Origin of the sequence: Bacillus sp. COPE52 (assembly GCF_003355115.1) — a bacterium.
GTDB classification, from domain to species: Bacteria; Bacillota; Bacilli; order Bacillales; family Bacillaceae_G; genus Bacillus_A; species Bacillus_A toyonensis.
Genome location: NZ_CP031292.1, coordinates 4,563,295 through 4,584,024, shown reverse-complemented (window position 1 = coordinate 4,584,024; position 20,730 = coordinate 4,563,295). Strand labels below are relative to the sequence as shown.

The 20,730-nt window shown below is 33.3% G+C and carries 23 protein-coding genes, 1 pseudogene and 1 other annotated feature; of the genes and pseudogenes, 5 read left to right on the top strand and 19 right to left on the bottom strand.

Features of this window, described 5'->3' with window-relative positions; genetic code table 11:
- Positions 1–35 precede the first annotated feature (35 nt).
- A pseudogene (locus tag DPQ31_RS23195) lies at positions 36–696 on the bottom strand (septation ring formation regulator EzrA).
- On the bottom strand, positions 689–1,243 hold the full coding sequence (locus DPQ31_RS23190) for a sigma-70 family RNA polymerase sigma factor (RefSeq protein WP_097959273.1): 555 nt from the start codon (positions 1,241–1,243) through the stop codon (positions 689–691). The pseudogene DPQ31_RS23195 and the gene DPQ31_RS23190 overlap by 8 nt, the downstream one beginning before the upstream one ends.
- 185 nt (positions 1,244–1,428) lie before the next feature.
- Between DPQ31_RS23190 and DPQ31_RS23185 the strand changes: the two genes are divergently transcribed.
- A complete protein-coding gene (locus DPQ31_RS23185) occupies positions 1,429–1,932 on the top strand; it encodes a DinB family protein (protein WP_208731064.1) in 504 nt (167 codons plus the stop codon).
- A 137-nt stretch (positions 1,933–2,069) separates the two neighbouring features.
- The gene (locus DPQ31_RS23180) at positions 2,070–2,402 is read left to right on the top strand and encodes a YfjL-like protein (protein ID WP_208731063.1); all 333 of its coding nucleotides are present in this window, start codon (positions 2,070–2,072) and stop codon (positions 2,400–2,402) included.
- A 63-nt stretch (positions 2,403–2,465) separates the two neighbouring features.
- Here DPQ31_RS23180 and DPQ31_RS23175 read toward each other — a convergent pair whose 3' ends face one another.
- The 7 genes from DPQ31_RS23175 to DPQ31_RS23145 all read right to left on the bottom strand — a co-directional run bounded on the left by DPQ31_RS23175 (position 2,466) and on the right by DPQ31_RS23145 (position 7,670).
- Entirely contained in the window at positions 2,466–3,164 is a 699-nt protein-coding gene (locus DPQ31_RS23175) for an ABC transporter permease (RefSeq protein WP_000902927.1), read from the bottom strand.
- A 26-nt stretch (positions 3,165–3,190) separates the two neighbouring features.
- Positions 3,191–4,060, bottom strand: coding sequence for a DUF4097 family beta strand repeat-containing protein (locus tag DPQ31_RS23170; protein WP_052943418.1), 870 nt, complete (start codon positions 4,058–4,060; stop codon positions 3,191–3,193).
- Between the two features lie 37 nt (positions 4,061–4,097).
- Complete coding sequence (locus tag DPQ31_RS23165) at positions 4,098–4,802, bottom strand: ABC transporter permease (RefSeq protein ID WP_208731062.1); 705 nt, start codon at positions 4,800–4,802, stop codon at positions 4,098–4,100.
- A gap of 34 nt (positions 4,803–4,836) precedes the next feature.
- On the bottom strand, positions 4,837–4,998 hold the full coding sequence (locus tag DPQ31_RS23160) for a hypothetical protein (protein WP_000931273.1): 162 nt from the start codon (positions 4,996–4,998) through the stop codon (positions 4,837–4,839).
- On the bottom strand, positions 4,991–5,914 hold the full coding sequence (locus tag DPQ31_RS23155) for an ABC transporter ATP-binding protein (RefSeq protein ID WP_000221101.1): 924 nt from the start codon (positions 5,912–5,914) through the stop codon (positions 4,991–4,993). The genes DPQ31_RS23160 and DPQ31_RS23155 overlap by 8 nt, the downstream gene beginning before the upstream one ends.
- Before the next feature lie 126 nt (positions 5,915–6,040).
- Positions 6,041–6,976 (bottom strand): HAMP domain-containing histidine kinase, encoded by a 936-nt coding sequence (locus tag DPQ31_RS23150; RefSeq protein ID WP_052943419.1) that lies wholly within the window; start codon positions 6,974–6,976, stop codon positions 6,041–6,043.
- A 1-nt stretch (position 6,977) separates the two neighbouring features.
- Positions 6,978–7,670, bottom strand: coding sequence for a response regulator transcription factor (locus DPQ31_RS23145; RefSeq protein WP_000018031.1), 693 nt, complete (start codon positions 7,668–7,670; stop codon positions 6,978–6,980).
- Positions 7,671–7,838: 168 nt separating this feature from the next.
- On the opposite strand from DPQ31_RS23145, the gene DPQ31_RS23140 reads away from it, so the two are divergent.
- Positions 7,839–8,012, top strand: coding sequence for a hypothetical protein (locus DPQ31_RS23140; RefSeq protein WP_001293579.1), 174 nt, complete (start codon positions 7,839–7,841; stop codon positions 8,010–8,012).
- On the top strand, positions 8,013–8,207 hold the full coding sequence (locus DPQ31_RS23135) for a YwbE family protein (RefSeq protein ID WP_075396087.1): 195 nt from the start codon (positions 8,013–8,015) through the stop codon (positions 8,205–8,207).
- Between the two features lie 40 nt (positions 8,208–8,247).
- On the opposite strand, the gene DPQ31_RS23130 is transcribed toward DPQ31_RS23135, so the two are convergent.
- Entirely contained in the window at positions 8,248–9,447 is a 1,200-nt protein-coding gene (locus tag DPQ31_RS23130; protein ID WP_001255942.1) for a class I SAM-dependent rRNA methyltransferase, read from the bottom strand.
- 286 nt (positions 9,448–9,733) lie between these two features.
- On the opposite strand from DPQ31_RS23130, the gene isdG reads away from it, so the two are divergent.
- Positions 9,734–10,057 (top strand): heme oxygenase, encoded by a 324-nt coding sequence (gene isdG / locus DPQ31_RS23125; RefSeq protein WP_000587821.1) that lies wholly within the window; start codon positions 9,734–9,736, stop codon positions 10,055–10,057.
- A gap of 66 nt (positions 10,058–10,123) precedes the next feature.
- On the opposite strand, the gene srtB is transcribed toward isdG, so the two are convergent.
- The 9 genes from srtB to DPQ31_RS23080 form a co-directional block, all read right to left on the bottom strand.
- Positions 10,124–10,888, bottom strand: coding sequence for a class B sortase (gene srtB / locus DPQ31_RS23120; RefSeq protein WP_052943420.1), 765 nt, complete (start codon positions 10,886–10,888; stop codon positions 10,124–10,126).
- Between the two features lie 32 nt (positions 10,889–10,920).
- Entirely contained in the window at positions 10,921–11,691 is a 771-nt protein-coding gene (locus DPQ31_RS23115) for an ABC transporter ATP-binding protein (protein WP_052943421.1), read from the bottom strand.
- Complete coding sequence (locus tag DPQ31_RS23110; RefSeq protein ID WP_052943422.1) at positions 11,681–12,664, bottom strand: FecCD family ABC transporter permease; 984 nt, start codon at positions 12,662–12,664, stop codon at positions 11,681–11,683. The genes DPQ31_RS23115 and DPQ31_RS23110 overlap by 11 nt, the downstream gene beginning before the upstream one ends.
- A gap of 27 nt (positions 12,665–12,691) precedes the next feature.
- Entirely contained in the window at positions 12,692–13,573 is an 882-nt protein-coding gene (gene isdE, locus DPQ31_RS23105) for a heme ABC transporter substrate-binding protein IsdE (protein WP_002156521.1), read from the bottom strand.
- 69 nt (positions 13,574–13,642) lie between these two features.
- Positions 13,643–16,396 (bottom strand): NEAT domain-containing protein, encoded by a 2,754-nt coding sequence (locus DPQ31_RS23100; RefSeq protein ID WP_208731061.1) that lies wholly within the window; start codon positions 16,394–16,396, stop codon positions 13,643–13,645.
- Positions 16,397–16,425: 29 nt separating this feature from the next.
- On the bottom strand, positions 16,426–16,884 hold the full coding sequence (locus DPQ31_RS23095) for an NEAT domain-containing protein (RefSeq protein WP_052943359.1): 459 nt from the start codon (positions 16,882–16,884) through the stop codon (positions 16,426–16,428).
- A 23-nt stretch (positions 16,885–16,907) separates the two neighbouring features.
- Positions 16,908–17,606 carry a heme uptake protein IsdC gene (gene isdC / locus DPQ31_RS23090; RefSeq protein ID WP_000714740.1) on the bottom strand — a complete coding sequence of 233 codons (699 nt, stop codon included), beginning with the start codon at positions 17,604–17,606 and terminating at the stop codon, positions 16,908–16,910.
- A gap of 487 nt (positions 17,607–18,093) precedes the next feature.
- On the bottom strand, positions 18,094–19,419 hold the full coding sequence (gene brnQ6 / locus DPQ31_RS23085) for a branched-chain amino acid transport system II carrier protein BrnQ6 (RefSeq protein WP_000842655.1): 1,326 nt from the start codon (positions 19,417–19,419) through the stop codon (positions 18,094–18,096).
- Positions 19,420–19,533: 114 nt separating this feature from the next.
- Positions 19,534–19,789, bottom strand: a binding site (T-box leader).
- Positions 19,790–19,897: 108 nt separating this feature from the next.
- Positions 19,898–20,587 (bottom strand): 23S rRNA pseudouridine(2604) synthase RluF, encoded by a 690-nt coding sequence (locus DPQ31_RS23080; RefSeq protein WP_000700727.1) that lies wholly within the window; start codon positions 20,585–20,587, stop codon positions 19,898–19,900.
- Between the last annotated feature and the right edge of the window lie 143 nt (positions 20,588–20,730).

Below are 20,730 nucleotides of genomic sequence, written 5' to 3'. Positions count from 1 at the left end.
AGACGGCTTCATATATATGAAGCCGTCTTTTCCTATTATGGCATAAAATTAATATAAGCTTTGTACAGAATATATATAACAAGTGCATACATGATTATATTGAATACACTTCGTTTTAAAGTTAACTTTCTCTTTAATTTCTTATCCTGTAATTTTAGTTCTATTCCATTTGCTACTTTCAGTCTACCTACCATTTTAAATAACTCTCTGTAATCATCAGCATTTCCCAATAATACGTACTCCTTATCATTTTTATACTTTATATGTAGAAATTCACTCCCACCTTTACGGTCTAATATTGTTCTCATAGAAGCTATTTCATTTAATACACATACTTTTATATCAACTTCATTATAATAACGATCCACAAAAAATACATACAACCGTTTATTTGTAACGATTAGCACATTATTAATACCGAAGTTCATCGCAAGAACGCCTACCCCTAATGTCATGGCTGTGCCTGTCTGCCAATTTTTCACACGAGGATTTTCGACAAGCATACTATATAAAATCTCTTCGCTTCCCTGTAACTCTTCTTGTACAACCTCATAACAACGTTTCATTAAAATTGTTTTTGTTACAACTTCTTTTGTACGATTTATTTTCTTTTTTCTCATCATTTCTATAATCATCTACAAAATTATCGCTATACTGCAAGTTATTTAATTCCTGAAGTAACTTTTCTTTATTCATTTCTTTCCCCCCCCAACAGCTTCTTCAATTTCTTTCTCCCTCTTGAAAGCCTGCTATATACCGTATCTCGTGTCATACCGAATTCAAGCGCTATTTCTTGTACGCTATATTCATCTAAATACCTTTTTATAAAAATTTTCTTATCTTCTTCATTCAATTCTTTAATTAAAACGTAAAAATTATAATCTCGCTCTTCTTTTGTTAAATTGACATTTTTTCTATCTTCATATATTTCTTGCTGAAGCTCTTGTAATTGATAAGCCTTATTACTTTTTCGTTTATAATCAATAGCTTTAAACTTAGCGACAAATATGAGCCAGTTTCTAAACTTCCCACGATTTTCATCATAACTACTAATGTTGTACCAAACGATTAATAAAATATCGTCAACACATTCGTCCACTAATACCTTGCTCTGTGCCGTATCTAAAACACTATGAACCACCTTATAAATTAAATCCCCATATCGATCAATTGCTGTATGTAATGCTAACATGTCTTGTTTTCGAAGACCTTCTACTATTTCTATATCCTTCACCCTTATCACCACTCTTTATCCCCTTCTTTATTCATTATATATACGAATGAACACATTCGTTTCCTGACACTTTTACAAATATTTTCTAATTGTTTTCATATTGTAGCAAATACTTAATTAATTATTTCTTGTGGAACAGGGATTATATTATCTCTCACGAATTTAATCTATGAACAAAAATAGGAGGGATAACAATGTACCAAACAATTGAAGGCTTCTTTCAATCATGGACTTACGAAGCAGAGTCTACTCAGAAAATGCTTAATTCATTAACCGATGCATCTTTATCACAAGAAATTGCGCCTGGGCATTGGACATTAGGAAGAGTTGCTTGGCATATCGTAACGGCAATTCCTGTTATACTATCTGGCACAGGCCTAAAGTTTGAAGGAGAAACGAAAGATTATCCTGTTCAAACTTCTGCAAAAAAAATTGCAGATGAATACCATAAAGTGAATGCAGCTTTCGTTGAAGCACTTCAAAGCGAATGGACTGATAAAGATTTAGCAACTATTAATGACTTCTTTGGTCGTCCTATGCCGAATTCTATATTTTTAATGACACTTATTAATCATCAAAATCACCATCGCGGACAAATGACAGTTTTAATGCGACAAGCTGGCTTAACAGTCCCTGGCGTATATGGTCCTGCAAAAGAAGAATGGGCTGCGACTGGAATGGAAGTTCCTAAAATGTAACAACAAAAAAAGACAAGGTGTTTACACATCTTGTCTTTTTCTGTAACTTGTTTCATGTGAAACTATTTTTACTAAATGGTTGTTTTATGGAAAAGATAGGTTAAAATGAATACATATTATGAAGAGGAGTAACCAAGTTGAATACAAAAAATAAAAAAATAGTTATGGGAACTATTTTACTAACTTCTATTATTGGAGTTATTAGCGTATCTCTATATTTCACAAGTTATGGTACCCCTTGGGGAAAACAAGCAGCAATTGCGGAATCAAAGAATTATATTACAAAATACTTTAATTTAGATGCAGAAGTCAAAAATACTTCTTACAATGCTAAAACGAATAGCTATGCCATCTCCTTTGAAACAAGTACCGACGGAGAGTTTACTATCGAATATAAAAGTCCTAATAACTTTAACATTTCTTCAGGAGTTCAGGAATATTTGAGCAAACACTCCAAATTTACAGAGTAGTAACGAAGCATACATACGTAAAAAAGAGTTGGTGTAATGCCAACTCTTTTTTACGTATTCTTGTCATACTGTTATATCTTCCTTCTCTATATTTTTAATTCCGTAATATGCAATTACAACTCCAATTGCTGCAAGTGCTAGTTGAAGAGGAAGAAAAGTTGCTGTAGAAAACGCTGGGTTGCCATTATTCATTGCAATTGTGACAACGATAAGAGATGAAACAATTGTAGTTGGCACGGAACGTTTACGCATTCCAAAATATAATGGGATTAAACTCATTCCCGCAGTTGCAATGGCTAAAGGAACTAGTTTTATTCCTTCTTGCATCAATTGATCTACTGTGAATGAATTAGGAAGAATTGAAAAATAACTATCTATCCCAAAGAAAATTCCTACTACTAAAATGTTAGATACAATAACTGTTATAAATGTTACTGTCGCTGTAATAGCCAACTTACTAGCCATCATCTTCTTTCGGTTAATGGGATAAGAAAACATGAGTAGTATTGTTTTATTTTTATATTCACCAATTATTAGCCTTGCGATTAATACACTACCAAAAACAATAAACGTTGCTCTTACTATTGTGCTAGCCATTAACAATATCGTCTCTGGATTCCTTATTTCTGCATCACCTTCTACTTGAGCGATGATGCTCACAAAGATCATTAATGCCAGTATAACAATATTTGCAATAATTGCTCTCTTCACGTACCAACCAAGCTTAAACTTTTTCAATTCTAGCTTCATTAAATGTAGCATGATAGTGTCCTCCTTCCTCCTAAGATTTAATCAATATAAATGACTCCTGTTTCACTTAAAATCTTCGCTTCATTTTTTGCATCACCAATCGTTCCTACTTTTATTTTTTCTGTATTTTTATCTTTCTTAAGTCCTTTTAAATCCACTATTACGTCAGCTGAATTACTTTTAGCCATAAGCTTCAATGATGCTGGGACACCTTTATACCGTACGCCAATATCCCCTGATTTTGTTTCTACAAATAATGATTTTCCTTCTGTCATATCTTTCAGTAATACTTCCCCAGATGTTGAAGTGATGTTCACATTTTCGTTTTTTACATTTTTCACATAATTATCGCCAGTAGTAGAAGTTATATTTACTTCTTGTAATGAACTATCTTTTAACATCAAATCCCCACTTTCGGATATGAACTCACCCTTCTCTGCCAATAGTCCTGTAATCATTCCATCTCCAGATTTTCCTTTCGTCACGATACTTTTTACTACTATATCTCTTATTTTCACATCACCCGATTTATTATTTACTACAATTTTGTCTATTTCTTTCCTCGGAATAGCTATACATATACTATTTTTCTTCCTAAACGTAAAACCATTAAAAAATTTGGTCACCTTTTGTTTTTGCTTAATCACAATTTTATTTTCGTCATTTTCTATTTTGACGGGATCTATTTCTTTATCTACTTGTTGACCTTGAGCAGAAATTACTATTTTATTAGCGTCTGTACTTTTAAATTCAATATTCCAGTTTTCATTGTCTACTTCTATTTCTTTTATATTATTTATCTCAAAAGACTTTTCTTGCTTAAAATCTTTCACCTGAAATATCTTAAAACCAAAAACCACACTAGCAATTGTAATGAATAATATTGCAATTACTATTATTTTTTTCACCAGTCATACCCCAGTTCGTTTTTGTTTTAAGCTTGCTTCACGCCACATCAATCTTGTCGATTTTTCGATACGATAGATAACTAATGAAAATTCCTAATAAACAGAGCACGATTGGGATAGCTATAAACTCAAACATACTTACTTGACCGTTTCCAGGACCAACGTTACCATTAATCAGCATACCAATTATTACTGCTGAAGTAATCGTTGTCGGTGTCGATTTCTTTCTCATTCCAAAAAATAAAGGAATTAAGCTTATACCAGATATCATAAATGCACTTATAATAGTAGTTGGAACGGTAGCTATTATTTCCCCCATCGTAACAGGCGTTTCAAGTATTCCTATTATTGGATTCATACAGAGTATGAGCAAACTAATAATAAATGTTGCGATTATCGTGCTCACAAAGCAAAAACTAAAAACAATTGCTAATTTCGCTTTCATTAGCATTTTCCTTTGCAGTGGGTACATAAATAGTAGCTGTATTGTTTTGTTCTTGTATTCATCAATCACTAAACGTGATAAAATAACCGATGCAAAAATAATAAATGTAATTCTAATAAAAATATTTGCTAAAGACATGTATTCCATATAGTTAGAGAACATCAACTCATCCTCTACTTTAGATGCCCATGCCATAAGACTTACCGCAGCAAAAATTGCTATAATACCAATCGCTGCTCCTTTAAAATAACTAGATAATTTATGTTTTTTCCATTCGAGTTTCATTAATTTAAACATATAAACCACGCCTCCATTCTTTATATACCTGTCTCTACACTGCTAACATTCTAATTCCAGCAGTAACTACGCTTAACATTCCTATCACTAGTAGAATTAACAACCATTTCCGCTCTGGTTTCCTATAATATAAAATTCCACTTATAAACATTACGATTAATCCACTTACCAGGTTCAGCCACAATTCATTAAGCATGAATGCCCTCTCCATCCATTACATTTAAGAAATATTCCTCTAAGGAACTATGTTTCTTATTAATACTTTCAATTTCCACATCATTCATAATAAGTGCTTTTGAAATGGCTTGCTGAGACACTGCCGTATCATACACACGAATCATATTTCCGCTCATTATTTTATAATTTTTTATACCAAGTTTATCTTCTAAAACATAAGCTGCACGCTTCACATCAGGAACAGTAATTTCAATGTACTCTGTTTGTTTTCCGTTAATACTCTTCATTGAAACTTCTTTTATTAGTTTTCCATTTTGAATTACACCAATTGTATCCGCCATTAATTCCATCTCACCTAAAATATGACTAGAAACTAATAATGTAATGCCATATTCTTTGCAGAGCATTTTAAATAAGTCTCGTAACTCTTTAATACCAATTGGATCTAAACCGTTTATGGGTTCGTCTAAAATGAGCAATTCTGGCTTTGTCACGATTGCCCTTGCAATACCAAGTCGTTGTTTCATTCCCAATGAAAAATCTTTTACTTTTTTATTATCTATCCCTTGCAGTTTCACTAAATGTAATGCATGGTCAATTGCGTTTTTATCGTAATAGCCCATATATTCACAATGTAATTCTAAATTTTCTTTCGCCGTTAATTTATCATAAAAGATTGGGTATTCAATAATTGTCCCCATTCTTTTTAATACTTCATAAGATGTGTCTGTTAACTTCTCACCTAAAATTTCAATCTCACCGCTCGTCGGTTTTATTAAATTTGTAATCATTTTCATAATCGTTGTTTTACCAGCACCATTCGGTCCTAAGAAACCGTATATCTCTCCTTTTTTCACATGCATGTTAACGCTAGAAATAACTTCTTTCCCTTTAAACACTTTCGTTAACTGATTCGTTTTTAATATATAGGTCATGTCACTTTCCCCTTTCGCACTACTTTATATTTTTATAATAGACAACGGAAATCTCTTTTTTCTTACCCGTTTCTTACAAATTCCTTACGCTGAAAAAAAAGCTTGTAGAATCTACTTCTCTACAAGCTAAAACTGCATCTTTTTTAATGCAACTGTAAAAATTGTTTTTTCATACGGCTTACTAGAAAGATGAATTTTTCCATCCATCGCTTCCACCAGTCTTTTCGTAATCGTTAACCCTAAACCGCTTCCTTGGTACAATCTATTTCTCGAATCTTCAAGTGTGTACATACGCTCAAACACTTTATCAATATGAGATTCATCAATCCCTTTTCCTTTATCCCATACGTCTATATACACATTCGTTTCATCATCTCTTAACGTCATACCCAGTATCTTTCCATCGTCTCCATATGTAATTGCATTTGATATTAAATTGTTCAATACCCTACCTAATACTTCTACATTTCCAAGTGCATATATATTTCTTTCTGGTATATCAATATGAACATGAAAACCTTTCGACGTCACTAAATCATAAAAAGATAAAATCTTCTCACGACAAACTTCATTCATATTCACTTTTGTCATCTCGATTGCTTTGTCACCAGATTCTAATTTTGCTAAGTCAAAAAACTTATGAATTAGTTCCATTACTTCTAGTGTTTTCACATGCACCTTTTCAAGTAATATTTGTTGTTCTTCTTTATTCATTGTTTTATCCTTATTTAACATTTCTGTATATCCAAGAATAACTGTTAGCGGTGTTTTCAAGTCATGTGAAATATTTGAAAGCATTTTTCTCATCGAAATTTCTACTTTCGCATGATCTGCATTTGTTTTCTGTTTTGCATCTAATAATTGATTAATTGCCACTAATAATTTTTGCAATTCTCGATCATCTGTCATAACGAGTAACTTCTCGCCTGTTTGTACATTTACAATACTTTCTAACTTTTCATATGTGTATCGCAAATTTTTACTACTATTTTTTCTCATTTTATATTGTATGTAAATGACACATAACAATATAAAAATAATACCTATTAACAAATTGACCATATTACATCACTTCCAACTTATAGCCGATGCCCCATAACGTTTTAATATATTCTGGATTAGATGGATCACTTTCGATTTTCTCACGCAATCTCCTCATATGAACATTAATAACGTTATCATCTCCATAATACTCTTCGTTCCAAACTAACGTATATATTTGCGCTTTTGTAAATACACGATTTTGATTCTTTACGAACAGTTTTAGAATCTCAAATTCTTTTAAAGTAAGTTTGAGAGGCTTCCCGTCTTTTTCCACAGTAAAATTAATGGGATCAATCGTTAAATCACCAATTTGAATCATCTTTTCTGGTGTTTCTGTAGCCGAATATTTCGTAGATCTCCGAATACCGGCTTTTACACGTGCAGCCAATTCAATCATAGAAAATGGCTTACAAATGTAATCATCTGCTCCAAGTCCTAATCCAACAGCTTTATCAACATCTGTATCTTTTGCTGACATCATTAAAATCGGAACGGCACTTTTTTCACGAATAATACGCACAACCTCTAAGCCATCTAGCTTTGGCATCATAATGTCGAGGATAATCAAATCAAATGAACCTTTTAAATATGTGTTCACGCCTTCTTCTCCATCAGATGCGATTGTAACTTGAAAGCCCTCTTTTATTAAATACTTTTCCACCATCTCTTGAATTGAAATATCGTCTTCAACTAATAAAATATGATGTGACATATGTCTATCCCCTTTTTACAAACGTTAACAACTCAATTGTATCGTAACTACTACAGGCTGGAAACAATTATATGAATTTTCAAACCAACTTCCCTTCCTCCCCTAACAATGATATGATAAAATTCACTACGATTGTTCATAATTAACTTTATATAAAGGAGACTTATCATGTCAGAAAACAAAAAAGTAAGCTTAGCTGATTTAATGCGCGAACAACTTGCTAAGAAAAAGCAAGGAAATGGAAATGGCCAAAATGCAAAAAGTCAAAGCCAAGAAACGAAAAAATTACAAAACCAACAAACGAAAAAAACAAACAACCAACGTAGACGTACAGGTGTATAAATGAACGGACAAAAACGTTCTAATATCGCACCCGGTCTTGAAGTTGATATTATATTAAAACAAGATCAACGAACAGGCAAATTAACACGTGGAATTGTAAAAGATATTTTAACAAACTCTCCTTCCCATCCGCATGGCATTAAAGTGCGATTGCAGGACGGGCAAGTCGGTAGAGTACAAAATATCGTTCAATAAGAAAAGGAGCTCAAGTAAACCCGAGCTCCTTTTTTCTTTATTAGCCTTTAATTTTTTCGATGAAAACTACTTTTAAGTAGTCTCCCTCTTTAAATTGATCAATTGTACGAAAATCTTCTGGTAAAGAATGTTCTTCTAATATTTTGTATTTACCGTTCATTTCTTTAAATGCAGTATCGATAAAGCCTTTAAACTTTTTCATATCAAATGCGCTACAATTTGTAGAAGCAACGATAATACCGTTATTTTCTGTAATTGCGATCGTTTCTTTTAATAAGTTTTTATAATCTTTCGCTGCGCTAAATGTATACTTTTTAGAACGCGCAAAGCTTGGAGGATCTAATACAACCATATCGAACTTCATTTTTTTCTTCGCAGCATATTTAAAGTAAAGGAATACATCTTCTACAATAATATCTTGTGCTTCGTAATCAATTTCGTTGACACTAAATTGTTCAATCGTTTTACTTAAACTACGATTTGCAAGGTCCACACTCGTTGTTTTAGTCGCTCCACCAAGTGCTGCAAATACAGAGAAAGCACCTGTATAAGAGAACATATTTAACACAGTTCTTCCTTGTGCATATGTATCACGAATTTGTTTTCGAACGTTACGCTGATCTAAAAATACACCAACCATTGCTCCGTCATTTAAATAAACCGCAAAGTTCACACCATTCTCTTTTACGATAAGTGGGAACTCACCGCGCTCTCCTGCTACGAAATCATCGCCTTCAATGTATTTCCCTTTCGTATCAAAACGCTTTTTCTCATAAATACCTTTAAAGTTTGCTACTTTTTGAAGCGCCGCTATGATTTCATCTCTAAAAGTATAAATCCCTTCACTATACCAGCTCACTACGTAATAACCGTCATAATAATCGATGATTAAGCCGCCAAGACCATCACCTTCACCATTTAGGACACGGAATGCTGTCGTATCATTTGATTTGTAAAACTGTTTTCGTTTATGTAAGGCAGATTTGATTTTACTTTCAAAGAAAGATTGATTAATTTGTTCACTCTCTTTTCTCGTTAAAATCCAGCCGTATCCTTTATTTTGTTTTCCATAATAGCCTTTTCCGATAAATTGGTTCTTCTCATCTACTACTTTGATGATTGTCCCTTCTTCACGAATATCGTTTAAATTTTGAATCGCATCTTTTAAAATAAGCGGATATCCACTTTTAATTTCTTTTATAAATTTCGGTTTTATTTTTATAGTTACTTCAGATCGCATGTAATGTCTTCCTTTCCATTTGAATGCTTTCTATTAGTAGGAAGCATGTAAAAAACGAGGCCGAAAAACAGCCTCGTTTCACTATACCATATTATCGCTTTGCTAGTACAACCCGCTCAGCCTTACACCTAATCGCAATATATTTACTAACTTATGAAATAAACATCATACTTTCAAAAAAAATTTATATATTTCATTATTGTCATTGACAATGATAATGATTTTCATTATCATTTAATGTATATGAGTTCTTGAAAATATATATACATTTATAGGAGGAATACACATGATTATTGTTACAAATACAGCTAAAATTACAAAGGGAAATGGACATAAATTAATTGAGCGTTTTAATAAAGTAGGTAAAGTTGAAACGATGCCAGGATTTTTAGGATTAGAAGTTCTTTTAACGCAAAATACAGTTGATTATGATGAAGTAACAATTAGCACTCGCTGGAATGCAAAAGAAGATTTCCAAGGTTGGACAAAGAGCTCAGCATTTAAAGATGCTCACTCACATCAAGGCGGAATGCCAGAATATATTCTTGATAATAAAATTGCTTACTATGATGTAAAAGTTGTACGTATGCCAATGGCTGCAGCACAGTAAAAACAGTTATTTTTTAAGTATAGAATATGAGGAGTGCTATCACTTCTCATATTCTATACTTTTTCTTTAATTTCTTTTCACTAATTTTGCATGTACAACTAGCCTTCCAGCCTCTGGATCAAGCGCATAGTCACATGTAGAAAGTGTTACAATTTGATTATTAGCCGTCAATTCCGTATCCGTTTTGTACAGTGATTTTTCTTGAATTTTCTTTAAGAACGATGTATATGCTGCATCATTTTCAAAATCCGTTTCAATGTAATAAAAGTCCGTTGTTGTCGTATATACTGAAAAAACTTCAACATCGTATCCTTCAAATAATGTATCGTAATATAATTTACGATGGGACATGAAGAATTCTTCATCCAACATTTTTTTTAAACTCCCAAACATAGAACCGTCCTTCATACGATGACCATATAAAATAGTATTTCGGTTTTGAGATTTCACATCATTACGGTGGTCCATAAAAATACTTCCTGCTCTCATATCTTCACCTTTGTAATTACGAAATAAATAGTAATCATTATCCTTCGCTTGAACGATTGGATAATTAATTTGTGTATCATCCATCGTAATCCATCCAACTATCTCTGGATTAATTTTTTGGAGAGCTTGAAACTGCTTACGTACTTCCCCATCCTCTGATTTTTCTTCCATTGGACTTCTCTTATAAATATGTTGCGCTTCAGCCATTACTTTACGATTTTCATAATAATCCATGAAAATCCCACCCAATTCATACATTGAATAGAAAAAGATTCCTAAAAACACAATGGTAAGTATGCGTTGAAAAAATGAATTCTTTTTCCGTTCTTTCTTACTATTCAAATTATCACCTCAAAACGGATTATGCTCAGCCTTTAGATTCCCATTGGTACCATGTATAGTCCTGTATCTTCATCCTGCTTTACAACGACATCTACACCATATATTGCTTTAACCATTTCTTCTGTTATTACATCATTAGGATTACCTTTCGTAACAATCTCTCCATCTTTCATAACGATAATATGATCACTGTAACGAATGGCTTGATTAATATCATGTAATACCATTACAATCGTTAGTCCATACACTTCATTTAACTCTTTCACTAACTCTAATATTTCTATCTGATAATAAATATCTAAATATGTTGTCGGCTCATCTAAGAAAAGCATTGGTGTATTTTGAGCTAATGTCATTGCAATCCAAACTCGCTGTCTCTCTCCGCCTGATAAAGCATAAATTGGCTTATCACGCTTACTTTGTAAATTCGTACATACTAGTGCACGCTCAATCGCTTCTCTATCTTCATCTGTTTGCGGAGAAAAAATTTTTTTATATGGCATACGCCCAAAGCTTATTAGCTTTTCCACTGTAATATCTGCTGGAGCCTCATTTTGTTGATGGACAACCGCTAGCTTTCTAGCAAACTCTTTCGGTTTATATTCACTAATCGCTTTCCCATCAAGTATTACTTCTCCACTGCTAGGAGCGTGATTTCTAGACATGACACTAAGTAATGTTGATTTCCCACATCCATTCGGGCCAATAATTGTTGTAATTTTCCCAATTTCTATTTCACTACTAACAGACTTTAAACGATTTGTTACGTTATCGTATGAAAAGGTTACATTTTTAATTTCCATGAACTTTATCACTCTTTCTAAGCAAGAATATTAAGAATGGACCACCAATAACTGCCATAATTGTTGCTGCTGGAATTTCATTAGGTGGCACAATTAACCTTCCAATTGTATCTGCCGTCAAAATTAATAACGCCCCTGCAAGAGCAGAAAATGGAATTAATACTTTATGGTCTGAACCGACTAATTGTCTTGAAATATGCGGAACGAGTAATCCTACAAAAGCAATAACACCTGCAATCGCTGTTGATACTGCCGCTAAGAGTACTGCAATGGCAGAAATAACAAGACGAACTCTCGTCACGTGCAAGCCTAAGTTTTTCGCAGTCTTATCTTGTAGCGATAATAAGTTACACCAAGCTCCTACGAACAGAGCAAGAATAAGACCAATCGTTCCATAAGTCACCATTATTTCTACATCGCCCCACGTCTTCATTGTTATGTTAGAAGTCGTCGTTTGCTTAATACTCTTAATAAAATATCCACAAATCGTAACGAATGATTCATTTAATCCAGTAAACATTGCATTAATAGCAATACCAATTAAAATAATGCGGAGTGGACTTAATCCAGACTTCCATGAAAAAGAGTAAACGAGATAACACGCAAGCGCACCGCCTAAAAATGCGAATACTGGTGTCCAGAAAAAGAATTGCGGAAACAACGTAATAATAACGAGTGTCATAAAACTTGCTCCAGAAGATATCCCGATTACACCAGCATCAGCAAGTGGATTTTTCATAACAGCTTGAAAAAGCACACCTGAAACAGCCAGAGCTGCTCCAGTAAATAGTGCAATAATAATACGTGGGAAACGTAAATCTTTAATCACTTCAACATCTTCATTTCCCCCTGTAAATATCCCTTGTACAAGCTCAACAATACCTACTTCTAAACTCCCTTTCATCGCTGACAATGATGTCATAACAATAAGCAATGCAGTAACAATGAGGAAACTCCAAGTTTTTTTATTCATTCCACTCTTCCTTTATATTAAAATGCATCACGGATACATCATTTTTTTCAATTCATCTAACGCTTCAATTGCTGCTAAATTGCCTGTCGTTCCAAATAAACGCTCTTCTAAATCGTAAACACGGTTATTTTTAACTGCAGCGAAGTGCTTCCAAATGTCATTCGTTTTAAATTCTTTATCGAACATTTTTACAACTTCATCAGGCATACCATGAGCTGCTCGTAAAATAATATCTGGATCAGCTTTCTTTAAGTACTCTGTATTAGAAGCTAAATACTCTACTCGTTCACCTTGTACAATGTTTTTACCACCTAGTTGTTTCACTAAATCTCCAATATAAGAATGCTCTGTTGCTACTAAATAACTTCCTGGCACACCTAACAAAATAAGTACTGTCGGTTCTTTCTTTCCTTTTACTTCTTTTTGAATGCTAGCAACCTTTTTATCTAACTTAGTTACAACTTCTTCAGCCTGCTTTTCACGTCCATATTTCTTACCTAAATCGCTAATAGAATTTTGCATATTTTTCAAGCTTGTTAAATCTAAAAAGTTTGCTTTCATACCCACACCATCAAAAACTGGCTTTAATTCATATTCAAGTGTTGTCACAGATAATACTTCTGACGGCTTTAATGATTTTACCTTTTCCATATCTGGACTCATTGGATTCCCAACTTCAGGTAAACCTTTATATCGCTTTGGTAAAGTTTTAGAACTTGTTGGAACGCCGACTAAATCTACTTCTAACGCATCCATAATTTCAGTAACAGCCACTGTTGTTGCAACAATGCGCTCTTTACTCTCACTCTTTACCTGCTTTGCTGTTTCTTTTTTGGGTGATGAGCACCCGGCTATACTCATTAACAAAATGATAGCCATTAGTACACTTGTAATTTTCTTCACTCTCAATCACCACTCCTTTCCATACAATATGAAACAAGTCTTGATGCACGCGAACATGCATCAAGACTCCAAAAATTACAATCTACCCGCTCTATATTTACGAACTAGTAAAGCAAGTGAACCTAGCAGTAACACCATGTATAAACCAAGTTGTGCTGTATCTGCAGTTTTTGAGTTTTTCTCTTTTTTTGCATCATTATCTGTAGCATTGTTTTTCTTCTTATCATCTGCATTTCGATTAAAATCAGGATTACCTACTGTTTTTACATTATCTACTTTCGGTGTAGTCACTGGATTTTTTGGTTCATTTTTTGGATCCTCTTTAATAGTTCCTAACGCACCGATATTATTTGTATCAAATTGAATTTGTACATCGTAGAAATGATGGTAGTTCATCTCATCGATGTCTACCTTTACTTTTGCGTTTAATTTTTTAAATATATCTTCTACTTCAAACTGTACTACTCGCGTATTTGCATTTTTATCTTCGCTTATTACTTTCGCATCAGCGAATAGCTCATTGTTTTCCGTTTGGAATTTCGTAATCCACACGCTATTTTTCAGCGTCATCTCAATGTATTTTTTACCATCTTTTACGATTAATTTCGCTGGATTTACAACATAGTCATGCATCTTTGAAATCTCATCTGTTTTATCTTTTAATACTTTAAATGTAATATCATATTGACCGTCTACTAAATTTTTCGGATCAACTATTACTTTCGGTTTATTATTTCCACCTTGGTTATCATTTCCACCTTGGTTATCATTTCCACCTTGGTTATTGTTTCCGCCTTGGTTGTCGTTTCCACCTTGATTGTTGTTTCCGCCTTGGTTGTCGTTTCCACCTTGATTCCCTAAAGCTTTAATACTATCTTGATCAAATACAAATTGAACATCGTAGACATGGTGATAATTCATTGAATCAATATCTACTTTTACTTTTGCATTTAATTTTTTAGACAAATCGTTTACTTCTACTTCTACTACTCTTGTATTTTGTTCTTTATTTTCACTTAACACTTTTGTATTAACGAAAGAACCATTCTTCTCAAATTCAAATTTCGTAATCCATGTACTATTTGTTAATGTAAACGATACATATTTCTTACCATCTTTTACTTTTAATACACCTGGACTTTTTGTGTATGTGTTCATCATTGAGATTTCATCTGTTTGATTTTTTAACACTTTAAAGCCAATGCTGTATTCACCATCTTTAAGAGCTTTTGGATCAATTGTTGTGTTATTATCTTGGTTGTTGTTTCCGCCTTGGTTGTCGTTTCCACCTTGGTTATTGTTTCCGCCTTGCTTGTCGTTTCCGCCTTGCTTGTCGTTTCCGCCTTGCTTGTCGTTTCCGCCTTGGTTATTTAACGGCTTAATGCTACCTTTATCAAATGCAAATTGAATATCGTAAAAATGGTGATAATTCATTGAATCGATATCTACTTTTACTTTTGCATTTAACTTTTCCGATAAATCCGGTACTTCTACTTCCACTACGCGTGTATCAGCTTTTTTATCTTCACTTATTACATTTGCATCAACAAACGAACTATTTTTCTCAAATTCAAACTTTGTAATCCAAGCACTATTCGTTAACGTAAAGGATACATACTTCTTACCATCTTTTACTTTTAACACACCTGGACTTTTTGTATATGTGTTCATCATTGAAATTTCTTCTGTTTGATCTTTTAATGTTTTAAAATTGATGCTGTATTCACCATCTTTAATTGTTTCAGCATCTGGATTTTTATTATCGTCTGGTTTTTCTACTTCTGGTTTTTCTACTTCTGGTTTTTCTACTTCTGGTTTTCCTACTTCTGGTTTTTCTACTTCCGGTTTTTCTACTTCTGGTTTTTTCTCTTCATTTTTAATTTTTTCAAGTTTATCTTGTTCAAATAAAAGTTGTACATCATGCGTTTGCTTATAATTTCTTGATGCCATTTCGATAAATACTTTTGTATTTAGTCTTTTAGATAAATCGTTTACTTCAAACTCTACTACTCTTGTATCTTTTTCCTTATCCTCACTCACTACTTTTGCATCAACAAATGCACCATCTTTTTCCGTTTGGAAATTTTTAATTAATGAGCTACTTTTTAGTGTTATAACGGCTTTTTTCTTACCATTTTCTACTTTTAATACTCCTGGATTTACCATGTAACTATTCATCTTGGATTCTTCATCTGTTTGATCTTTGAACACTTTAAATGGAATGCTGTACTCACCATCTGTAATTGTGTTAGAATTTGGTTGTTGATCTAGGTCAGGCTTTTGGTCGGGCTTCTGACTCGGATCAGGTTTTTCATTTGGATCTGGCTGATTAGCTGGGTCCTCTTTTTCATTTGGCTTTTCTACATGAACGGGTTTAATACTATTTTGATCAAAGACAATGCGCACATCATAGTCATGATGATAATTTAAAAAATCAATATCTACTTTTACTTTTGCATTTAATACCTTCTCTTCATCTTCCACATCAAATTCTACTACTCTTGTATCTTTTTCTTTATCTTCACTAATTACATTTGTCTCAACAAGTTGGCCTGCTTTTTCTGTTTCAAACTTCGTAATCCATGAACTATTCGTTAATGTAAAGGATACTTTCTTTTTCCCATCCTTCACTTTTAAAGTTCCCGGGCTTACTGAATATTGATTCATCATCGATTCTTCATCTGATGTATCTTTTAAAACTTTGAAGCCAATTGAATATTCACCGTCAGCTAACTTGGTAGCTGCTTGAACTGCAAGTGGTTGTAATGTTGATACGAATGTAAATATCATTAAACACATTGCAACAACAATCTTAAGATACTTGTTCAATGAAATAACGCTCCTTTATAAAAAATTAATTATTTAACACCGTTCCCATCAAATACAAAGCGAATATCATATGAAGTATTGTATTTAATAATTGGGATATTAATTTTCACCTTGCCGTTTAGTTTTTTTGACAAGTCAGCAACTTCAAACTCTACAACTCTAGTATTATCTGTTTTGTTTTCACTTAACACGGTTGTTTCTATAAATTGACCATCTTTTTCTACTTGGAAACTTTTAATAGAAGAACTATCTTTCACTTTAAATGAAACATATTGTTTTCCATTTTTAACTGTTAATGTTGCTGGGCTTTCAAAATAACTATTCATTCTAGATGATTCATCTTTATCGCCTTTCCATACAGTAAAAGCAATATTATATTTCCCATCAGCTAGTTTTGTAGCAGCCTTTGCATCTTGTGAACCTAGTGTTGCGATAAACGTAAATAAAACAGCAAATACGGCAATAATCATTTTAAATTGTTTAAACATATATTCATCACCCTTTGAAATATTTATTTGTTTAGCTTCACTTTACGAATTAAGAAAACACCTGAAACAAGAAGTAACGCTGCAAATAATCCGATACGTGCTTCGTCTCCTGTTTTTGGATTATCTGTTTTCTCAGCTTTTCCACTCTCATTTGTTTCTTTATTCGCTTCTTTATTCTCTACTTTCGTTTTTTCTTCTTTTACTTGTGTGTCTGTTTTCGCTTGATCATTATTTTTTGTTGCAGCAACTACACCGTTATCGCCACCTACAGCTTTTACATTTGCATCAAACGCAAAACGAATTGTATAGTGGTGGTCATAGTTTGCACTTGGTACAACAACATGAATTTTTACTCCCAACGGCTTTGATAGATCATCAACTTTAAATTCAACCGTTCTTTTATCAGCCGCTTCGTCCTTACTCACTACTTTTGCATCAACAAAATTTCCATTCTCCGGTGCTTTAAATTCTGTAATCCAAGCACTATGGTTCATTGGAACTTGAACTTTCATCTCACCATTTTTTACAACTAACTTAGCTGGCTTTTCAAAATAATCATTTGCCATTGAAGCTGACTCGTTTTCCGCTTTTTGTATTACGTAGTTAATATCATACGTACCGTCAGCTAATTTTGCTGAAGCTTGTCCGAACGGCACTACAAGAAAAGCTAGCATACATACAAATGTCATAATAAAAGCGGGTAATACAGAAAACTTTTTCATTTTTCTTGTTTCCTCCTTGTTTATCTTGCATTTCATTTTTCGAAAATGATAATTATTCTCAATTTATAAGAAAAAAATAACCTTTTCCACCTATATTTAATTAGCATTCTTTTATGTAACATAAGTATTATTGATTATCATTCTCATTGAATATTAAAAATAATATCTCACCCTATTCCTTATACGAAGGCATAGAAACTGAGAAAAAATTATAAAACTTATTAATTGATTATCATTCTCAATATAAATCAAAAAAAATAAACTATCCCTTTTCCTCTTCTTTCACCTCTTCCCATAACAACACTATAGTTATAGAAACCCCTTTCCTTCACTTCCCTTCCAATATTTCCACAACTAAGTCAATCTTAGCCTACTCATAAATTTTTTGTCAACTATATTACGTATAAATTTTTTAATATCTAAATTTCCCTATGTACAACTTTTTCTATAAAAAAAGAGACTTTCTATTATAGAAAGCCTCTTTTCTTTATTTTTCTACAGCAATTTCCTGCTTTTGAAACTTAGAAACTATATAACCAAATCCTATACCGATTATGCCTGGAACTAACCAACCAATTCCTACACTATATAATGGAATCTTATTTAGAATAGGTGCTAATGCTGCAATTTGAAGATTTGCATTGTGTAATCCATCAAAGAAACTAATTGCGAACGCTCCTACAATACCACCCACATACATCGCTAATGGAAGACGAGCATAGTTTTCAACAAGTGATAATACGATAAGAACGATTCCAATTGGATAAATGGCGATTAAGATTGGTAATGCTAATGCGTTTAACTGCGTTAAACCAAGATTGGCTACCATAAATGCTAGTACACAGAAAATGAAAACGACTTTTTGATATGAAAGCTTTGGTAATAAGGAAGAGAAATATTCTCCACAAGCTGCAACAATACCTACAGAAGTTGTTAAACATGCTGCTGTAATTGCGATACCTAGTAATAATGTTCCGTAACTACCAAATAAATGATTTACAACGTTTGTTAAAATAATGCCTCCGTTTGCGCCCATTCCAAGCGATACACTAGAAGCTCCAAGATACGCAAGCGCTAAATACACAAGTAGTAAACCAAGTGCTGCAATAAATCCTGCAAAGATTGTTACTTTCGCAATGCTATTCTTATTTGTAACACCTTTTGCTTTTAAAGCATTAATGACAACATTTCCGAAAACAAGTGCTGCCAGTCCATCTAAAGTTAAATATCCGTCAATAAAACCTTTGAAAAGAGGAGCACTATACGCTTCTGTCGGTGAACCAAATTCTCCAATTGGTGTAATAAGTGCTTTACCTACAATAATTGCAATAACAGCTAATAAAATTGGAGTTAACACTTTACCGATGCGTCCCACTAATTTTGAAGGATTTAAAGCTAAATAGAAAGTTACCGCAAAGAAAATAAATGTAAAGATAACAAGTGGATAGGATTGGCTAGCTATCTCACTTGGTAAAAATGGTGCAACACTCATTTCATAAGCAACTGTCCCTGTACGCGGAACGCTTACGAATACGCCTAAGCATAAATAAATTGCAGTGATAAAAACAAGTGCGAAGATAGGATGCACACGTCCTGCTAGCTCATTAATATCTCCCTTTAGAGCTATAACGATTACCCCTAATAAAGGCAATCCAACACCTGTTACGATAAAACCAAATAACGCGATCCATACATCTGTTCCAGCACCTTGTCCTAACGCTGGTGGAAAAATCATATTACCTGCACCGAAAAATAGTGCAAATAACATTAAACTTATTGCAAACATCTCAGAAAATTTTAAAGATGATTTCATTTCTACTAACCTCCTAAATAATTAATTGACAAAATATTCTGAATTAAAATCCGTCACATCTCCTCTTTCAAGCATACTTCCCCGTAAAAGAACGCAAAAAACACCCGTCCCTAACAAAGGGACGAGTGTTGAAATCGTGGTTCCACCCTTATTCTAATAAAATGAATTTATAACGAAATAAGCTCATTTTATAGCTCGTGTAAATTGATAACGGTTTTATCCGCCAAGAATTACAATGCATCATGCATGCAGTTCACTCTTGAAGTTTAGAGGTGGTAAGATTGTCTTTTCGTATTAGGAAGCTCACAGCCTAAGGCTTCCCTCTCTGAGAATCGTAGAAAACAACTCATGTCCTCATCATTACTTTTATAAAATATCTTGTCGAAACTTGTTGTTTTTTATTATATGGGCTATTTTTTAAAAAATCAATAGTTTTATTTTTTCTGACAAAAAAATATAGGGAGAAAATTTTTCCTCCCTATAACTGCCCTATTAAAATTTCTAACTCTTCAGCTGTAACGCTCCGCCACTTTCCCACTTCAAGCTCATGTAATTCTATATTCATAATGCGCACTCGCTTTAGCTTTGTTACAGTAAACCCGAAAGCACGGCTCATTCTACGAATTTGCCTGTTCATTCCTTGTGTTAAAACGATGCGAAATGTAGATTGGCCAACTCTCGTCACTTTGCATGGCTTCGTCATTCCATCTTTAATCTTTACACCGCTGGACATCTCATCAATAAACCAATCTGTAAAAGGTTTATCTACCGTCACAACGTATTCTTTCTCATGCTCGTGATCTCCGTGTAAAATTTGATTCGCAATCGCGCCATCATTCGTTAATAAAATAAGTCCTTCCGATGCTTTATCTAATCGTCCAACGGGAAAGATTCGCTCTGGGTAATTGATATAATCAATAATATTATCTTCAATATGATCGGCCGCTGTACAAGTAATTCCAACTGGTTTATGAAAAGCGATATACACCTTTTCTTTCTCTTCTTTTGCAATAACCTGCCCATCAATCGTTACAACATCATCATCGCTCACGAGAGCACCGTGCGTACAAATTTCGCCGTTAATAGCCACGCGTCCAGCTTTAATAAGACGATCTGTTTCGCGTCTTGAGCAGGATTTTGCTTCGCTTATGTATTGGTTGATTTTCATATTTTGTTCCTTTTCGTATATTAAAAGCGTCAATCTATGGCAATATCATTATGCCACGATTGACGCTCCTTCACTTCGCAAAAACAACTAAATAAATAACCCCAATCACCAAAAATATTCCACAACAAGCTAACAATGCTTTT